At 37.6% G+C, this 16967-nt stretch carries 21 protein-coding genes; 16 read left to right on the forward strand and 5 right to left on the reverse strand.

The genetic code is table 11. The features are described 5' to 3' along the window. Positions 1-29: 29 nt before the first annotated feature. From AC58DT_RS12985 to AC58DT_RS13005, 5 genes are all read left to right on the forward strand, one after another. Complete coding sequence (locus tag AC58DT_RS12985; protein ID WP_497217234.1) at positions 30-1598, forward strand: T9SS type A sorting domain-containing protein; 1569 nt, start codon at positions 30-32, stop codon at positions 1596-1598. A gap of 81 nt (positions 1599-1679) precedes the next feature. Then, the gene (locus tag AC58DT_RS12990; RefSeq protein WP_497217235.1) at positions 1680-2117 is read left to right on the forward strand and encodes a thioredoxin family protein; all 438 of its coding nucleotides are present in this window, start codon (positions 1680-1682) and stop codon (positions 2115-2117) included. Positions 2118-2205: 88 nt separating this feature from the next. Further along, on the forward strand, positions 2206-3108 hold the full coding sequence (locus AC58DT_RS12995; RefSeq protein ID WP_497217301.1) for an FAD:protein FMN transferase: 903 nt from the start codon (positions 2206-2208) through the stop codon (positions 3106-3108). Between the two features lie 29 nt (positions 3109-3137). Beyond that, a complete protein-coding gene (locus tag AC58DT_RS13000; protein ID WP_497217302.1) occupies positions 3138-3350 on the forward strand; it encodes a DUF4266 domain-containing protein in 213 nt (70 codons plus the stop codon). 6 nt (positions 3351-3356) lie between these two features. Then, entirely contained in the window at positions 3357-4592 is a 1236-nt protein-coding gene (locus AC58DT_RS13005; RefSeq protein ID WP_497217236.1) for a DUF3570 domain-containing protein, read from the forward strand. Position 4593: 1 nt separating this feature from the next. Here the strand turns inward: AC58DT_RS13005 and AC58DT_RS13010 are convergent, their stop codons facing one another. The 5 genes from AC58DT_RS13010 to AC58DT_RS13030 all read right to left on the reverse strand — a co-directional run bounded on the left by AC58DT_RS13010 (position 4594) and on the right by AC58DT_RS13030 (position 7166). Then, entirely contained in the window at positions 4594-4971 is a 378-nt protein-coding gene (locus tag AC58DT_RS13010; protein WP_497217237.1) for a hypothetical protein, read from the reverse strand. A gap of 130 nt (positions 4972-5101) precedes the next feature. Next, complete coding sequence (locus AC58DT_RS13015; RefSeq protein ID WP_497217238.1) at positions 5102-5500, reverse strand: rhodanese-like domain-containing protein; 399 nt, start codon at positions 5498-5500, stop codon at positions 5102-5104. A 13-nt stretch (positions 5501-5513) separates the two neighbouring features. Then, a complete protein-coding gene (locus AC58DT_RS13020; protein ID WP_497217239.1) occupies positions 5514-5825 on the reverse strand; it encodes a rhodanese-like domain-containing protein in 312 nt (103 codons plus the stop codon). Positions 5826-5922: 97 nt separating this feature from the next. Then, positions 5923-6612 (reverse strand): thioredoxin family protein, encoded by a 690-nt coding sequence (locus AC58DT_RS13025; RefSeq protein ID WP_497217240.1) that lies wholly within the window; start codon positions 6610-6612, stop codon positions 5923-5925. Between the two features lie 11 nt (positions 6613-6623). Next, complete coding sequence (locus AC58DT_RS13030; RefSeq protein WP_497217241.1) at positions 6624-7166, reverse strand: TlpA disulfide reductase family protein; 543 nt, start codon at positions 7164-7166, stop codon at positions 6624-6626. Positions 7167-7463: 297 nt separating this feature from the next. Between AC58DT_RS13030 and AC58DT_RS13035 the strand changes: the two genes are divergently transcribed. The 11 genes from AC58DT_RS13035 to AC58DT_RS13085 all read left to right on the forward strand — a co-directional run bounded on the left by AC58DT_RS13035 (position 7464) and on the right by AC58DT_RS13085 (position 16912). Further along, positions 7464-8867 carry an anthranilate synthase component I family protein gene (locus AC58DT_RS13035; protein ID WP_497217242.1) on the forward strand — a complete coding sequence of 468 codons (1404 nt, stop codon included), beginning with the start codon at positions 7464-7466 and terminating at the stop codon, positions 8865-8867. A gap of 32 nt (positions 8868-8899) precedes the next feature. Then, complete coding sequence (locus AC58DT_RS13040; protein WP_497217243.1) at positions 8900-9535, forward strand: anthranilate synthase component II; 636 nt, start codon at positions 8900-8902, stop codon at positions 9533-9535. Position 9536: 1 nt separating this feature from the next. After that, entirely contained in the window at positions 9537-10526 is a 990-nt protein-coding gene (trpD, locus tag AC58DT_RS13045) for an anthranilate phosphoribosyltransferase (RefSeq protein WP_497217244.1), read from the forward strand. A 90-nt stretch (positions 10527-10616) separates the two neighbouring features. Next, positions 10617-11399, forward strand: a complete 783-nt coding sequence (gene trpC / locus AC58DT_RS13050; protein WP_497217245.1) for an indole-3-glycerol phosphate synthase TrpC — start codon at positions 10617-10619, stop codon at positions 11397-11399. A gap of 62 nt (positions 11400-11461) precedes the next feature. Then, positions 11462-12091, forward strand: a complete 630-nt coding sequence (locus tag AC58DT_RS13055; protein WP_497217246.1) for a phosphoribosylanthranilate isomerase — start codon at positions 11462-11464, stop codon at positions 12089-12091. Further along, the gene (trpB, locus tag AC58DT_RS13060; RefSeq protein WP_497217247.1) at positions 12088-13302 is read left to right on the forward strand and encodes a tryptophan synthase subunit beta; all 1215 of its coding nucleotides are present in this window, start codon (positions 12088-12090) and stop codon (positions 13300-13302) included. The genes AC58DT_RS13055 and trpB overlap by 4 nt, the downstream gene beginning before the upstream one ends. A 97-nt stretch (positions 13303-13399) precedes the next feature. Continuing rightward, complete coding sequence (trpA, locus tag AC58DT_RS13065) at positions 13400-14167, forward strand: tryptophan synthase subunit alpha (protein ID WP_497217248.1); 768 nt, start codon at positions 13400-13402, stop codon at positions 14165-14167. A gap of 86 nt (positions 14168-14253) precedes the next feature. Beyond that, a complete protein-coding gene (locus AC58DT_RS13070) occupies positions 14254-14382 on the forward strand; it encodes a hypothetical protein (protein ID WP_262987129.1) in 129 nt (42 codons plus the stop codon). Beyond that, complete coding sequence (locus AC58DT_RS13075; RefSeq protein WP_076692428.1) at positions 14382-14513, forward strand: 30S ribosomal protein THX; 132 nt, start codon at positions 14382-14384, stop codon at positions 14511-14513. The genes AC58DT_RS13070 and AC58DT_RS13075 overlap by 1 nt, the downstream gene beginning before the upstream one ends. 171 nt (positions 14514-14684) lie before the next feature. Next, positions 14685-15998: a hydroxymethylglutaryl-CoA reductase, degradative gene (locus AC58DT_RS13080; protein ID WP_497217249.1), complete on the forward strand. Its 1314-nt coding sequence runs from the start codon at positions 14685-14687 to the stop codon at positions 15996-15998. Between the two features lie 2 nt (positions 15999-16000). Then, positions 16001-16912, forward strand: a complete 912-nt coding sequence (locus tag AC58DT_RS13085) for a GYDIA family GHMP kinase (protein WP_497217250.1) — start codon at positions 16001-16003, stop codon at positions 16910-16912. The last annotated feature ends 55 nt before the right edge of the window (positions 16913-16967 follow it).

Consider the following 16967-nt stretch of genomic DNA (forward strand, 5'->3'; position numbering starts at 1 on the left):
TTGGGTTAGCAAAAAATTAAATCTGGTTTATGGCAAAGTTCAAATTAATATTAGCTTTAATGCCATTTCTTTTTTTTCAATTTTCTTTCTCACAAGAAGGAGTATTGGATTTAGGTTTTGGTGACCAAGGGACCACGAGATTTGCCTATATGGATAAAGGCGCAAGGGCGATAGACTTACTTCTTTTGGAGAACAATTCAATAATTTTAGGCGTAAATAGTGAATTGAGACAAAATGGAGCTACTTATAATCGTGGGTTTTACATTTATAAGTTAACAAATAATGGGGAAATTGACACTTCATTTGGACAAAATGGCCAATTATATTTTCCGAACAACGGAACCAACACTTCCTATTTCAATTCCATGCTTTTACAATCTGACGGAAAAATATTGATTTGTGGCTCCATTGAAAGTGAAGCGAAATTAATACGAATTGACCAAAATGGCAATCTAGATCCAACATTTGGAGACGGAGGAATTCAATCTATTTTGGGAGGAAGTAAAATTGACCAACAGTCAACTGGCAAAATAATTGTCCAGAGTCAGTTCTTTGATGGCTTTAACAATATGTACAGTTTTTCAAGGCGAAACCTAGACGGAACTTTAGATACAACATTCGGGGATAATGGCACCAAAATTACAGACGTTACAAATTATCGTTTTGATCTTTGCTTTGCTATTAAAATAGATTGGGAAGACAAAATACTTGCTGGAGGCCCTTCCTATAATAATGGGGATGATTACCATCCTGTTATAACGCGGTTTAATGAAAACGGAACCTTGGATACTTCATTTGGAAACAACGGAACTGTAATTACTACGTTCGGACCAGATTCAAACTTAGGAGAGGTAGATGATATAGCTGTTTTGGGTAATAAAATAATTCTCGGAGGAAACTACCAGTATTCCGGGGGCACCGGAGGGTTTGGCGGAATTAAACCAGCAGTTGCAAAATTTAACAATGACGGCACACTGGATCTAACTTTTGGACAAGATGGAAAAGTAGTTATGGAAACTTATTTTGGAGCCAATGATCGGCTTAGAAGTATTGCAGTTCAGCGCGACGGAAAAATTATTTTGGGTGGCGGTGCCTCGATGCCTTTTCCTTTCGAGCAAACAGATTTTTTCGTAATCAAATTAAATAATGATGGTAGCATCTATTCAGATTTTGGAGATAGCGGAACTTTTATAACCAACTTTGGCGGTTCAGACACAAATTATGTTACTGATTTGGCATTGCAAGCAGACAATAAAGTTTTAGCCTTTGGCGTCACCGAAGATGCAAACAATATACATAGAAACGCAATTGTATGTCGTTTGGACAATGAATTTTTAGGTGTACAGGATTTATTGGCCGAAAATAAAATTCAAGTTTTTCCCAATCCAACAAATGGTTATTTCAAAATAAAAAGCAAAGACGCAATCCGAAAATTGGAAATCTATAATCCCTTGGGACAGCTTTTAGCAACTGAACTTTTTAACAATAATGCTGTTGAAATAGAATATGATTTTAATAGATTCCAAAATGGAATTTACACAATTGTGATTGTTTCTGGAGATGAACACACTATTTCAAAAAAAATAATAAAAAATTAAAGTTTTTAGCAAATACTTTGTTCATAATCTTTAACACTAAATTTGAATTACGAACGTTTTAGGAAATATTAAACTTTCCTGATGAAGAAAATAATCCCCTTAATTGTTGCAATTGTATTTTCAATAACGCTTTCCGCCCAAGAATGGCATACCGATTTTGAAACCGCAATACAAATTTCTTCCGAAGAAAATCATCCAATAATCCTTGTTTTTCAGGGAAGCGATTGGTGCGCGCCCTGCATAAAACTTGATCGGGAAATATGGAGCACTGAGGAATTCAAAACCTATGCTAAAGACCATTTTGTAATGTTGCAGGCAGATTTTCCGCGGAAAAAGAAAAATGCATTGCCAGATGAACTACAACAAAAGAACAATCAACTTGCTGAAAAATATAACAAACAAGGATATTTTCCCTTTGTAGTTGTCCTTGATAAAGAAGGCGCAATTTTAGGAGAAGCAGGATATGAAAATACAACACCCACGGAATACATTAAAAAACTTGAATCGTTTATAAATTAGTTTGAAAAAAACAACATCCTTGGTTTTTGTGCTGCTTTGTGTGAATTTGACGTTCTCACAGGAAACTTTCAAGCGTACGCTAAAATTAATGGGCAGTCGATTTGAGATTACCGTAATTGCCAAAAATTCAACCGAAGCAAACAATTATATAGATATGGCGGTTGGCGAAATAAGCCGTATCGAAAAACTAATTTCCTCCTGGGACCCAGCTTCACAAACTTCAGAAATAAACAGAAATGCTGGGATCAAACCCGTAAAGGTTGATGAAGAACTCTACAATTTGATTGGCCGATCCGTTGAAATTTCAAAATTGACCGACGGCGCTTTCGATATCAGTTTTGCTTCGATGGATAAAATCTGGAAATTTGACGGCAGTATGACCGAAATGCCTTCCGAAAAAGCCATAAAACAATCCGTTGCAAATGTTGGGTATCAAAATATTATTCTAGATCCTGAAAATTTAACCGTTTTTCTGAAATTGGAGGGAATGAAAATAGGCTTTGGCGCCATAGGCAAAGGCTATGCGGCCGATAAGGCTAAAATATTGTTGATGGAAAGAGGAGTGGATGCAGGAATAATAAATGCTTCAGGCGACATGAACACTTGGGGAAACCAACCTGACGGTGAATTTTGGAAAGTGGCTATTACCAATCCAATGGATAAAAACAAAGCTTTTGCGCTGCTTCCTTTATACAATAATGCTGTTGTAACTTCAGGGAATTATGAAAAATACGTAACTTTCAATGAAATTCGTTACACACATATAATTGATCCGCGAACTGGCTATCCTGCAACAGGAATTATAAGCGCAACGGTGTTCGCTCCAAAAGCTGAAATTGCCGATGCTTTAGCCACTTCCATTTTTGTGATGGGAAGAGAAGTCGGGATTGATTTTACAAACCAACTACCTAAAATAGAGTGTATTATTATTGATGAAAAAGGTGAGGTTTTCACTTCAAAAAATATAGAAATTGAAACCATTAAAAAGTAAACGATACAGTTTGCAATAACAGCATGAAAATTATAAAAAACATAGTAATACTTTTGTGCCTGATGGGTTTATTAGGCTCCTGTACGGTTGTAAAGGAATATGAAAAAATAAACCTCAACGATCCTGATATGGTTTTGGGAGACAAACCTGTTGATAGATTTGAAATTAATGCACAGGCGTACCGTGAAGCCGCTTCTGGTGCTAACGGAGGTAAAACAGGGGGCGGCTGTGGCTGTAATTAATATTTTATGAAGAATCTATATGGCTTATTTATCTTTCTATTTGCGGCAACAATCTTTGCCCAAGATTCTACTTCCACATATAAAAAACGTGTGCTAGAAGCTCCAGAAGTTGATTTTCTTGTAAGCTACTACAATCAAGACGGAGAAAACGCTGCAGTAAGTGGTGGTTTTGGAACAGAAAAACTTACAGACTTTACCCCTACTATTGTTGTCGCAATTCCATTGAATGATGACGATGTTTTAACGATTGATGCTGGTGTTTCAGCCTATACGTCCGCATCCTCAAGCAACGTAGATCCTTTTGATAGCGATAGCCCTGCCGACCCTTTTGTAGCGTCGTCAGGTGCTTCTGCAAGCGATCTTTGGGCAGGTGGGAATTTTGGCTATTCACATAGCAGCGATGACCGTAACGACATAGTAAGCGCCAAGATTTCCGTTTCATCAGAGTATGATTATTTTTCCTTAGGTTTTGGCGGAAGTTATACCAAACTTTTTAATGAAAAGAACACCGAATTAAGTGTCCACGCCAATGTATATATAGATACCTGGAAATTATTATACCCCATAGAGCTACGAGAGTCTTCAAATTTTATTGGCCTGGATAAGAAAAACAGAAATTCCTATTCCTTAGGATTTGGGTTTTCACAAATATTATCACAAAACCTTCAAGGGATGCTTTCTTTAGATATTGTTCAGCAACAAGGTCTTCTATCCACACCATTCCAAAGGGTTTATTTTAATGATATGCCAGATCGTTTTCGTGAAAATTTTCAACTAGCTGATGACATTGAAAGATTGCCGAACACTCGCTTTAAAACTGCTGTGGGCGGAAGGTTGAATTATTTTATTAATGAAATGTTCGTTTTAAGAACCTATTATCGTTACTATTTTGATGATTGGGGAATAAACTCGCATACAGCAAGTATCGAAATTCCTATAAAAATCACGGATAAATTCACGTTGTACCCGAACTATCGTTTTTACAATCAAACTGCAGCCGACTATTTTTATCCTTATGAAACAGCTTTATCAACTTATGAGTTTTACACTTCAGATTATGATCTTTCTGAATTTTCGGCAAACCAGTTCGGTTTCGGAGTTGGGTATACAGATATTTTTACAAAGCTGAAATTGGCAAATTTTGGGTTGAAAACTGTAGATTTAAAATATGACTATTATAAGCGCAACACTGGTTTGCATTACAGTCTAATTTCGGCAGGGTTTAAATTTACAGGAAATTAAATTAGGCGCTCATGGCATCGTCTTCGTTTGGAAGATATTCACCATATTTCAAAAGTAGTTTTTTATAAAAATTGGTTTGGAGATGACCATCTTCAATGCAACCATCAAGAGTCTCTTGCAAATCTGTATAACCCACCCAATCTGCAATAGCTTCATTTAAATCATAAAGCCGTAACGGATTTGTGGTTAAAGGCTTGGTATTCCAAATAGAAATCAATTTTTCTTGATAATCAATATTTACATCAACAGCGTTGAAATAGAACTTAAGCAAAGATGTATGCAGTTGTTGGAATTCTTTTGTGGGACGAATATCGAAGTTGCAACTATGTTCCACAAGCTTGCGTATTTTCAGTTGTACATTATTTTCTATTTCTTTCATAACCTTACATATCTATTAATTAAGATACGTAAAGTAGCTATATAAAATTTTTACACAAAACCTTTTTAGCGTGAGTTTAACTCATAATTGTATAATGAGTTAAAAAATTAGGAAAGCAATTAACAGATTTTTAATTTTTTTCCTGAAGACCTTGGCTTTCCCAATTTAAAAAGCCACCTTCCATATCGTAAATTTCTTTAAAACCCATTTCTTTCAATATTTGGGCTGCTTTGGCACTTCTTTTTCCACTTCGACAGTAAAGGTAAATTGGTTCGTTTTTATCAAGTTTAGCAACTTTTTCCTTAAAATCATCATCTGTCACGCAAATATTTTGGGCAGTTTTTAGATGATCTTCCCCATACTCATCTTGGGTTCGCACATCTACTAATTGCAAGTTTTGATTATCACGTACGGCGTCATAAACTTCCTCGGGAGATATTACCTTTATTTCCTGCGCTGTAGTGTTTTCTTTACAGGAAATAAAAAACAGTGCCATAACCAATCCAAAAACCAAAGCCAAATTCTTCATATTAATCTATTTTTTAATCAACTATTTCTCCTTCCCATTCCATAATCCCTCCTTTTAAATTGTAAGCGTTTTTCACGCCAACGGAGTTCATCAACATACAGGCCTGACCACTTCTGCCTCCGGAGCGACAGTAAACGTAATAACTTTTTTGGGGGTCTAATTCCTTAGCTTTTTTAAGGAATTCGGCACCGTTAAAAATATCTATCTGCACCGCTCCCGGAATATATCCTTCTTCAAATTCAGCATCGGTACGAACATCAATTATTACCGCATTATCATCGTTTTTAAGTTGTTCGCTCCACTGTTCTTGTGTCAAGTCTGCCATAATGTAAATTTTTTGTAAAAATAATAAATGAGAAGGGTTTATTCATAAAAAAACCGAAAACAAATGTCTTCGGTTTTAAAAATTCTCTCTATTTTTTTTACTGCTTCACAGAACAACCAATCGCTTTGGTTTCTTTCACTGATATTTCTTTATCCGCAAGCAATTCATTTACGGCGTTGGCCAAAAATCTGTCTTTTACTTCGGTTGCATTGCGAACATTATCGTCAATGGCACCAATGTATTTCACGATATTTTTTCCATCTTCTTTTTGCAGTAGATAAACGTGCGGCGTTTTTGTGGCGCCGTATTTTGCATAGATTGTTTGGCTTTCGTCATACAAATATGGGAAAGTAAAACCTGCTTCCTTGGCTTTTTTCTGCATTAGTTCATACGTATCATCTGGCTGAACCTCCGGATTATTTGGATTAATTGCGATTACGGGATACCCCTTTGATTTGAATTCCTGATCCAGAACAACCATTCTTTCTTCGCTCGCAACTGCATACGGGCAAGTGTTGCAGGTGAAAATCACAATAAAACCTTTGGCATCTTTATAATCGGAAAGAGAAACCATTTTTCCGTTTACGTCCTTCAGTTTAAAATCTGTGGCTTCATCACCAATAGTATATCCTTTCGTTTCAGTTTCTGATACAATCTCTGTGAATTCAGGCTGTACGATTTCGTTTAGGGCAAAATCTGAGCTTTTATCTGTCGGTTCGTTTTTGCAGCTGTTTAAAGCGATTAATGCAATAGCTGCAAATGATATGCTTGTAAATATCTTTTTCATAATTTAAATTTTTATAGAAATGTTTGTAATTCAGATTCAAGTTCTTCAAAAGTAAATGATTGTTCATAAAATTTTCGGTTGGCATTTTTATATATCACCGTTGCGGGAATGGCACCGCTCCATTGTGGTGAAACCTTCGGAATCCAACTGTTGGCATCGGCATCGTCCAAAAGAACAACTTCAGACTCTATATTATTTCTTTCAATAAAAGGTATTACTTGGCTGTCCACTTTGTCAGGAAAATCAAGGCTTACCAACAATAATTTTACTTTTTTATCTGAATAGTCAAAGGCTAATTTTTCAAAATATGGAAGCTCTTTGATACAAGGCTTGCACCAAGTAGCCCAAAAGTTTATAATATAAATTGAATCATTTTTCTTTTGAAGATATTGTTGTTCCAGTTCTTCAAAATTGAGGGAAACAACTTTTTTTGAATTGAAAAATCTTTCTTCAGTTCGATTAACTTCCTTCATTGCAATTTCAACTGATTCAGATTTTTTATCTGAACAGCTTTGAAGCAATATAAAAAAAAGTAATATTGGCAGTAATTTCATTTTCTAAAAATATTGAAAGTGTATCAATTAGAACAATTCATTAACGTAAGATTAATAGACTCAACCTTTACCAAAAAGTTTCATTTCAAACTTGAATTTTGAAATTTTGCAATAAATGAAAACAGTCTTCAAAAAAAATTCTATATTTGAACCTGAAACAATGAACACATTTACACAAAATACTTGGTGGTGGAAAAACTTACGAAAAACCTCGTGAGCAGTACACCTATAGTATAAAATATACGAAAAGGCTTGTCAATCACGACAAGCCTTTTTTTATTCACACATTTTAACGAAATGAAATACGATTTAAAAACATATTCAAAAAAACTATTGGCAGACACCCTCACACCGGTTTCTGTGTATTTGCGACTTCGTGATAAATTCCCGAACAGCCTGTTGCTGGAAAGTAGCGATTATCACGCCAATAATAACAGTTTTAGCTATATCTGCTTCAACCCAATCGCTTCCATAAAAGTGGAAAATGAAACCATTTTTCAGCAATTTCCCGATGGAAAAAGTTCAAAAATTGAAATTTCTGAAAACACGAATGTTCCAACTATTTTAGACGAATTTTCCTCCTCTTTTTCTTCGGAAGAAAGTAAATTTAAATTCATTAACAACGGACTTTTCGGCTTTATGGCTTTTGATGCGGTGCGTTATTTTGAAGATATTGAGCTTTCAAAAAAGGAAGAAAACCTCGGAATGCCCGATCTATATTATGCAGTTTATCAAAATATCATCGCGATAAACCATTTCAATAACGAAGCTTATATTTTTGCGCATTGTTTTGATTCTGAAAATAATATTCCACAGATTGAACAGATTTTAAAGTCGAAAAGTTTTGCAGAATACCCGTTTGAAAGAAAGGGCAATTACAGTACAAATTTGGATGATGAAGGTTTTAAGGCGTTGGTGCGAAAATGTAAGGAACATTGCCAGCGCGGCGACGTGTTCCAAATTGTGCCGAGCAAACGCTTTTCACAACAATTTACAGGCGATGAATTTAATGTTTACAGGGCCTTGCGAAGCGTGAATCCTTCACCTTATCTTTTCTATTTCGACTACGGAAACTTTAAAATATTTGGAAGTTCGCCCGAAGCGCAGTTGGTCGTAAACGGAAATACAGCAGAAATCCACCCAATTGCGGGAACCTTCAAACGCACCGGCAACGACGAGCAGGATGCCGAGCTCGCCAAAAAACTTTCAGAGGACAAAAAGGAAAACAGTGAACACGTAATGTTGGTCGATTTGGCGCGAAACGATTTAAGCCGCCACGGCACGAATGTAAAAGTGGAAACGTATCGCGAGGTTCAATTTTTTTCGCACGTAATCCATTTGGTGAGTAAAGTTACTGCTACCAAAAATGCAAAAACGTCAACAATGCAGATTGTTGCCGATACTTTTCCTGCAGGGACTTTGAGCGGCGCACCAAAACATAAAGCCTTGCAATTATTGGAAAAATACGAAAACACAAGTCGCGAATTTTACGGTGGTGCCATTGGTTTTATGGATTTCAGCGGTAATTTTAATCACGCCATAATCATCCGTTCCTTTGTAAGCAAAAACCACACATTACACTATCAAGCTGGCGCTGGCGTGGTTTCGGAAAGCAATGAGGAAAACGAATTACAGGAAGTTTATAACAAACTCGGCGCATTAACAAAAGCGTTGGAATTAGCTGAAACAATGGCCCCCTAGCCCCCGAAGGGGGAATTTAAACTCAATTTATAATGAAAAACAAAAAAATAAATAAAAACCCGAAAAATACTCCCTCCCCTTCGGGAAGGGTTGGAGTGGGGCTTAGAATTTTAGTAATAGACAATTACGACAGTTTTGTGTACAATCTGGTTCACTATTTAGAGGAATTAGATTGCAAGGTAACCGTAAAACGAAACGATAAATTTTATTTGGAAGAAGTAGAAAACTACGATAAAGTTCTACTTTCACCGGGTCCGGGCATTCCCGATGAAGCGGGTTTGCTTAAGGAAGTAATTCAAAAATATGCAACTTCAAAACCAATTTTGGGCGTGTGTTTGGGCCAGCAGGCAATTGGGGAAGTTTTTGGCGGGAAATTGGAAAACCTGAGCAAAGTCTTTCACGGCGTTGCCACAACTGCAACCGTTATTTCAGAAAACGAGCCGCTTTTTAAAGGAATCGATAAAGAGTTCGAAATAGGTCGTTACCATAGTTGGGTGATTTCAAAAGAAGATTTTCCGGAGGTCTTGGAAATTACCTCTGTAGATGAAAATGGGCAGATTATGTCCGTCCGTCACAAATTTTACGACGTTTGTGGCGTACAATTTCACCCTGAAAGTGTGCTAACGCCAGTGGGAAAAAAGATTATTAAAAATTGGATTGAGAGTTAGAATGAAACAGATTTTAAACAGATTAATAAACCACGAGCAACTCAACAAAGAAGAAGCACGAACAGTTTTGGTAAATATTTCCGAAGGTAAATACAATCAAAGCCAGATCGCCGCTTTTTTAACGGTTTATATGATGCGAAACGTAAGTTTGGAAGAATTGGAAGGCTTCCGCGATGCCCTGTTAGACCTGTGCCTGTCGGTAGATTTCAGCGAATACAACACCATAGATTTATGCGGCACGGGCGGCGATGGTAAAAACACGTTTAATATTTCAACCTTGGCATCATTTGTAACGGCGGGTGCTGGAGTAAATGTTACCAAACACGGCAATTATGGCGTTTCTTCTGTTAGCGGAAGCAGCAATGTAATGGAAGCTTTGGGTATAAAATTCAGCAATGAAAAAGATTTTTTAACGCGTTGTTTGGACGAAGCCGGAATCTGTGTTTTGCACGCGCCCCTCTTCCACCCTGCCATGAAAAATGTGGCGCCGATTAGACAGGAATTAGGCGTGAAAACATTTTTCAATATGCTCGGACCTATGGTAAATCCTGCATTTCCGAAGAACCAATTGGTTGGGGTTTTTAATTTGGAATTGGCCCGAATGTACGGCTATCTCTATCAAAAAAGCGAGAAAAATTACGCCGTGCTTCACGCGATGGATGGTTATGATGAAATTTCACTGACAGGTCCCATTAAAGTGATTTCAAAAAATTCTGAGAATATTTTAACTGCCGAGGATTTTGGAGTGAAACAGATTGCGGAATCTGAAATATTTGGAGGTGAATCTGTAAAAGATTCAGCTGAAATTTTTCTGAATATCCTCAACGGAAAAGGTACCAAAGCCCAAAATAACGTGGTCTGCGCCAATGCCGGAATGGCGATTTCAGTAGTTGAAAGTTGCACGATAAATGAAGGATTTGAAAAAGCGAAAGAATCTTTGCAAGCTGGCAAAGCGTTGCAATCATTGAAGAAATTACAACAAATATCGTAGGCGCACCGATTTATCGCGAGCCTTTCAAAATACTGATTCCCCAGCTAACGAATTAACGATTAACGATTAACGATTAACGATTAACGAAGAATGAACATTTTAGATACCATAACCACTTACAAACGCAAGGAAGTTGCTGCAAAAAAAGAAGCTATCCCAACCCGTTTGCTTGAAAAGTTTCCACTTTTTGCCAAAGAAACCAAATCGTTGGCAGAAGCTTTGCGCATTTCAACCACGGGAATTATTGCAGAACACAAACGCCGTTCGCCCAGCAAATCGGTGATAAATGACAAGGTTTTGTTACCTGAAGTGGTTTCCGGTTATGAGAATGCAGGTGCAAAGGGAATTTCAGTATTAACCGATTCCAATTTTTTCGGCGGATCGCTGGACGATTTATTGGTTGCCGAAAAGACGGTTTCAGTTCCCATTCTTCGGAAGGAATTTATAATTGACCCCTATCAAATTTACGAATCGAAAGCATACGGCGCCGATACAATTTTATTGATCGCAGCTTGTCTTTCAGTAGAAGAACTGAAACAGTTTTCATTTTTGGCGAAAAGCTTAAAACTCGATGTTTTATTGGAAGTCCACAATCTCGAAGAACTTCAAAAATCTCTTTTACCGAATGTGGATATGATTGGTGTAAACAACAGAAACTTGAAAAATTTCAAAGTAGATATAGACATCAGTAAAAAACTTTCCGAAGAAATTCCGAAGGATTTTGTTAAAATTTCCGAAAGCGGAATCAGCGACGTTGAAACCATAAAAGATTTGAGAACCTACGGTTTTGAAGGATTTTTGATTGGCGAAAATTTTATGAAAACCGAAAATCCCGGCCAAACCGCAAAACAATTTATTGAAAAACTGAGATGAAAAAAAATGAACAAACTCCCTCTCCGCCGTGGCGGACTGGAGTGGGGCTGAAAATCTGCGGAATGAAACTTAACATCGCCGAAGTTGTAACACTTCAACCAGATTATTTGGGCTTTATTTTTTATGAAAAAAGTCCGAGGTTTTTTGAAGGTGAGATTCCTTCGCTACCGCTTGGAATAAAGAAAGTTGGCGTTTTTGTGGATGCTTCCTTGGATGAAATTTTAGAAAAAACAAAACAATTCAAACTTGATGTAATTCAATTGCACGGAGAAGAAACGGCAGATTTTTGTATTCGCTTAAATAAAGGTCTCGACTGCGCTCGACCAGACAATTCTGCAGTAGTTGAAATATGGAAAGTTTTTTCAATCAAAGAGGAGTTCGATTTTGAAATTTTAAGACATTTTGAAATTGTGGTAGATAAATTCCTATTCGACACAAAAGGAAAGGAAAAGGGTGGAAACGGCTATACTTTCAATTGGAAAATTCTAAAAAAATATCCTTCAAAAAAACCCTTTATTTTAAGCGGAGGCATTGGTCTGGAAGAAGTTGAAGCATTAAAAAAGTTACTTAAAACAGATCTTCCAATTTATGCAATTGATGTGAATAGTAGGTTTGAAACTGAACCCGGGAGAAAGGATATTAAACTCCTGCAAGGTTTCCAGAACCTTGTAGGTATAAATAGAATCTTATGAAATTAAACAAACAAATTCCTTCGGCTGCGCCTCCGAATTATAACGTAAACGAAAAAGGCTACTACGGCGAGTTTGGCGGCGCGTATATCCCTGAAATGCTCTACCCGAATGTGGAGGAACTGCGGCAGAATTATTTGAAAGTAATGGCCGAGGAATCTTTTCAAAAAGAATTCCACCAATTGCTGAAAGACTATGTAGGACGGCCAACACCACTGTATTTTGCAAAACGCCTTTCGGAAAAATACAACACCAAAATCTATTTAAAACGCGAAGATCTTTGCCATACGGGAGCACATAAAGTGAACAACACCATTGGCCAGATTTTAATGGCAAAACGATTGGGCAAAACCCGAATTATTGCCGAAACTGGCGCTGGACAACACGGCGTTGCCACCGCTACCGTTTGTGCATTGATGGGTTTGGAATGTATTGTTTTTATGGGTGAAATTGATATAAAACGTCAAGCACCCAACGTAGCCCGGATGAAAATGCTGGGCGCAAAAGTGGTTCCCGCAACCAGTGGCAGTAAAACCTTGAAAGATGCCACAAATGAAGCCATTCGCGATTGGATCAATAATCCGTTGGACACACATTATATTATAGGCAGCGCGGTGGGCCCACATCCGTACCCCGATATGGTAGCTCGATTTCAGAGTGTAATTTCGGAAGAAATAAAAAAGCAACTTAACGAAAAGGAAGGTCGGGAAAACCCAGATTTTGTGATTGCTTGTGTGGGCGGCGGCAGCAATGCAGCGGGTGCTTTTTATCATTATTTGGACAAGATGGAAGTGGGAATTATCGCTGTGGAAGCCGCCGGAAAGGGAATTGACAGTGGCGAAAGTGCCGCAACTTCCGCTTTAGGGAAGGTGGGGATTATCCACGGCAGCAAAACACTATTGATGCAAACACCGGACGGACAAATTACGGAACCCTACTCTATTTCGGCTGGCTTGGATTATCCCGGCGTTGGGCCAATGCACGCCAATCTTTTTGCGAGTGGTCGCGGCGAATTTATTTCGATAACCGATGAGGAAGCTATGGATGCCGGAATGCAACTTTGTAAGCTGGAAGGAATAATTCCCGCCATTGAAAGTAGTCACGCCCTCGCCATTTTTGAATCCCGGAAATTTAAAAAGAATGATATAGTGGTTTTGAATTTAAGCGGGCGGGGCGATAAGGATTTGGATACATATATTAAACATTTTAATTAGTAAAATCGTTGTCTTGGACGAGCGCAGTCGCGACCTCTTTGAAGAAGAGGGTTTTAGTTCTCGACTGCGTTCTAACGGATATAAAACAATATTTAAAATGAATCGAATCAATCAAAAACTTTCTGAAAATAAAAAATTACTTTCAATCTATTTCACCGCAGGTTATCCAAAACTGGGTGATACAGTTGAAATAATTCAGCAATTGGAAGAAAACGGCGTGGATATGGTAGAAATCGGTTTGCCATTTAGCGATCCTTTGGCCGATGGGCCCATTATTCAGGCGAGTTCGCAAGTGGCTTTAAAAAATGGAATGACTACCGATTTGCTTTTTCAGCAATTAAAAGACATTCGAAAAACGGTTTCAATTCCGTTGCTACTTATGGGGTATTTTAATCCTGTGCTTCAATTTGGAGTGGAAAATTTCTGTAAAAAATGTGCTGAAGTGGGTATTGATGGCCTGATTCTACCCGATCTTCCCTTGGCGGAATATGAGGAACATTATGCCGAAATTTTCAGAAAATACAACCTTATAAATATTTTTTTGATAACGCCCCAGACTTCCGAAGAACGTATCCGGCAGATTGACGCAGCTTCCGAAGGCTTTATTTATATGGTGAGCAGCGCGAGTGTTACTGGAAGCTCTTCAGGGTTTGGGTTGGAACAGGAAAATTATTTTAAAAGGATAGCTTCGCTTTCACTTAAAAATCCACAGATTATTGGGTTCGGAATAAACAATTCCGAAACATTTCAGCAAGCAACAAAACATTCCAAAGGGGCAATTATTGGCAGTGCCTTTATAAAAATGCTTTCGGAAAAAGGAATAGCCGGAATTTCTGCATTTTCACGTTCCATTCGGAAGGTTTAACCATTCTTTAGCAATGGTTTAAGGGAATTTGTGATTTGCATTTTCTATTTTAGGAATTCAATTATTAACGAGAAAAAGACAATATTATGGAGAAGAAATTTGAAAGAAAGACAGAACAAAAACATCCCACAAACCCAACGGGAAAGACAAATAAGCAAACCAATGAGTTTGACATAGATGAGAAAACCATCAAAAAACAACAAAACAAGAAGTAATGGGCAAAGGTGACAAAAAAACAAAACGGGGCAAGATTAGCATTGGCAGTTTCGGCAAATTACGGCCTAAACGAAAAAAGTTTAACGTGCGCCCAAAACCAACCAAGGACGCCCAAATTAAAGAAACTTAAAATAGATTGATTTTCGTTTTAAGTTGAATAAAAAGGTTTTTGAGAACAGATTTTAGTTCTTAAAAACCTTTTTTAATGCCAATAATCGTCAATAAAACAATTTTTTTAGGAATTCCCCCTTCGGGGGCTAGGGGGCTTCACTATCTTTGCAACTAAATGATATTTATTTAAATGAATCAACCCGTTTCTGGATTTTCAAAAAAATCAAAGCAGGAAAAAATTAATTGGCTTGCAGAAAATTACCTGCAAAACAATCCTGATTCCGTGCAAATTCTTAAAAAATACTGGAATGAAGATGCGCAACTACAGCAGCTTCACGACGATTTTATTGAGAATACACTTTCCAATTATTACTTGCCTTTCGGTATTGCCCCAAACTTTTTGATTAACGGAAAATTATTTGCCCTGCCAATGGTGACTGAGGAAAGTTCAGTCGTTGCCGCGGCAAGTAATGCAGCAAAATTTTGGCTGGAAAGAGGCGGGTTTAAAGCGGAAGTGATTTCAACGGAAAAAAACGGGCAAATTCATTTCAATTTCTACGGAAGTGAAAAAAGCATTGAAGCATTTTTTGAAGTGGTAAAACCGAAACTTCTCGGAAGTATCCAAGCTATCGAAAAAAACATGAAAGCCCGTGGCGGTGGAATTTTGGAACTTTCACTGGTTGACAAATCGCATATTTTGAATGGCTATTATTACCTTCATGCCACTTTTGAAACCTTGGATGCCATGGGCGCTAATTTCATCAATAGTTGTTTGGAGCAAATGGCAAATACTTTTGAGGAAGAAGCCAAAAACTTTGAAACCTTCCAAAAAGATGATACCTATCCGGAAGTGGTCATGAGCATTCTTTCCAATTACGTTCCCGAATGTTTGGTCCGTGCCAAAGTGAGTTGCAAAGTAGAAGAACTCACCACAAAACATTTCGACGGAAAACAATTTGCAGAAAAGTTTGTACGCGCCATTGAAATTGCCAAAACCGAATCGCGACGTGCCGTAACCCATAATAAAGGAATTATGAACGGCGTGGATGCAGTTGTTTTGGCAACGGGAAATGATTTTCGTGCCGTGGAAGCCGGAGTACATGCTTACGCCGCCCGAAACAGCTATTACGGTAGTTTGACACACGCGAAAATTGAGGATGATGTTTTCACTTTTTGGATTGAATTGCCATTAGCCGTTGGAACTGTTGGCGGATTGACATCACTCCACCCATTGACAAAACTGGCTTTTGAAATCCTCCAGAAACCAAATGCCAAGGAGTTGATGAAGATTATGGCCGTTGCCGGGCTTGCTCAAAACTTTGCAGCCGTCCGGTCCTTGGTTACCACGGGCATTCAAAAAGGACATATGAAAATGCACCTGATGAATATTTTGAACCAGTTGCATGCTACAAAAGAAGAAAAAAATGAGGCTTTAAATTATTTTAAAGAGAATGCAGTTTCACATAGCGCAGTTGTTTCTTTTTTGGAAAACTTTAGAATGTAGTTATGCAGAAATTCCATAGCAACGGAAAATTATTACTCACCGGCGAATATGTGGTTCTTGGTGGTGCGACTGCCTTAGCCATTCCCACAAAATATAGGCAATCTTTGGAAGTTTCTGCTTCAAAAAAAGGAGGAATTCATTGGAAAAGCTTTGATGAAAAAGGGACGGTTTGGTTTGAGGATTTCTTCGATTTAAAGAATTTTGAAAGCCAAAATAAGAAAAGTGAAATTTCAAAAACTGTATCAAAAATACTTCGCGAAGCGCAAAAGTTGAATCCCGATTTTCTTTCCAAATATGAAGGAATTCAAGTTAAAACGACACTGGATTTCCCGCGGAATTGGGGTTTGGGTTCTTCTTCCACTTTAATAAACAACATTGCGCAATGGGCAGAAGTAGATGGTTTTGCTTTGCTCGCCAACAGCTTTGGCGGAAGCGGGTACGATATTGCAGCAGCGCAGAATGATGCTCCTATTTTATATGAAATTAAAAAAGGAGTTCCTGAATTTAGAAAAGCACACCTTTCCTGGGATTTTACAGATTCCTTATTTTTTGTGCATTTGAATGAAAAGCAGGATAGTAAAGAAGGAATTTCGAGATATAAAAATGCTTCTGTGAGTAAAAAAACCCTTCAACGGATTTCAGCCATTAGCAATAAATTATTGTTGTGCTATACGCTTTCAGATTTCGAAAAATTGATGAATGCACACGAAACAATTATTTCAGAAACCATCAACCTTCCAACTATAAAAGAGCAACTTTTTAGCGATTACCCTAATACTATTAAGAGCTTGGGCGCTTGGGGTGGGGATTTTGTTTTGGTTACAGGAGATGTTTCGGATATGGAATATTTCAGAAAAAGAGGGTTTGTGACTATCGTTCCTTTTGATGAAATGATTAAAAAGACACACTTTTAAACACCTTTATAAAACAAGAAAATCGCAATATCTTTATAATAAGACGATTGCGATT

This window comes from Aequorivita sp. CRS11 (assembly GCF_059693805.1).

What these genes read in the sequence shown, in the direction of transcription:
- AC58DT_RS13040 (WP_497217243.1), top strand. Translation starts at nt 8,900, where the DNA reads ATGAAAAACAAAAAAATAAATAAAAACCCGAAAAATACTCCCTCCCCT.
- AC58DT_RS13020 (WP_497217239.1), bottom strand. Translation starts at nt 5,825, where the DNA reads ATGGCAGACTTGACACAAGAACAGTGGAGCGAACAACTTAAAAACGAT.
- AC58DT_RS13005 (WP_497217236.1), top strand. Translation starts at nt 3,357, where the DNA reads ATGAAGAATCTATATGGCTTATTTATCTTTCTATTTGCGGCAACAATC.
- AC58DT_RS13035 (WP_497217242.1), top strand. Translation starts at nt 7,464, where the DNA reads ATGAAATACGATTTAAAAACATATTCAAAAAAACTATTGGCAGACACC.
- AC58DT_RS13085 (WP_497217250.1), top strand. Translation starts at nt 16,001, where the DNA reads ATGCAGAAATTCCATAGCAACGGAAAATTATTACTCACCGGCGAATAT.
- AC58DT_RS13075 (WP_076692428.1), top strand. Translation starts at nt 14,382, where the DNA reads ATGGGCAAAGGTGACAAAAAAACAAAACGGGGCAAGATTAGCATTGGC.
- AC58DT_RS13030 (WP_497217241.1), bottom strand. Translation starts at nt 7,166, where the DNA reads ATGAAATTACTGCCAATATTACTTTTTTTTATATTGCTTCAAAGCTGT.
- trpC (WP_497217245.1), top strand. Translation starts at nt 10,617, where the DNA reads ATGAACATTTTAGATACCATAACCACTTACAAACGCAAGGAAGTTGCT.
- trpA (WP_497217248.1), top strand. Translation starts at nt 13,400, where the DNA reads ATGAATCGAATCAATCAAAAACTTTCTGAAAATAAAAAATTACTTTCA.
- AC58DT_RS13015 (WP_497217238.1), bottom strand. Translation starts at nt 5,500, where the DNA reads ATGAAGAATTTGGCTTTGGTTTTTGGATTGGTTATGGCACTGTTTTTT.
- AC58DT_RS12995 (WP_497217301.1), top strand. Translation starts at nt 2,206, where the DNA reads ATGGGCAGTCGATTTGAGATTACCGTAATTGCCAAAAATTCAACCGAA.
- AC58DT_RS13070 (WP_262987129.1), top strand. Translation starts at nt 14,254, where the DNA reads ATGGAGAAGAAATTTGAAAGAAAGACAGAACAAAAACATCCCACAAAC.
- AC58DT_RS13055 (WP_497217246.1), top strand. Translation starts at nt 11,462, where the DNA reads ATGAAACTTAACATCGCCGAAGTTGTAACACTTCAACCAGATTATTTG.
- trpD (WP_497217244.1), top strand. Translation starts at nt 9,537, where the DNA reads ATGAAACAGATTTTAAACAGATTAATAAACCACGAGCAACTCAACAAA.
- AC58DT_RS13010 (WP_497217237.1), bottom strand. Translation starts at nt 4,971, where the DNA reads ATGAAAGAAATAGAAAATAATGTACAACTGAAAATACGCAAGCTTGTG.
- trpB (WP_497217247.1), top strand. Translation starts at nt 12,088, where the DNA reads ATGAAATTAAACAAACAAATTCCTTCGGCTGCGCCTCCGAATTATAAC.
- AC58DT_RS12985 (WP_497217234.1), top strand. Translation starts at nt 30, where the DNA reads ATGGCAAAGTTCAAATTAATATTAGCTTTAATGCCATTTCTTTTTTTT.
- AC58DT_RS13080 (WP_497217249.1), top strand. Translation starts at nt 14,685, where the DNA reads ATGAATCAACCCGTTTCTGGATTTTCAAAAAAATCAAAGCAGGAAAAA.
- AC58DT_RS12990 (WP_497217235.1), top strand. Translation starts at nt 1,680, where the DNA reads ATGAAGAAAATAATCCCCTTAATTGTTGCAATTGTATTTTCAATAACG.
- AC58DT_RS13025 (WP_497217240.1), bottom strand. Translation starts at nt 6,612, where the DNA reads ATGAAAAAGATATTTACAAGCATATCATTTGCAGCTATTGCATTAATC.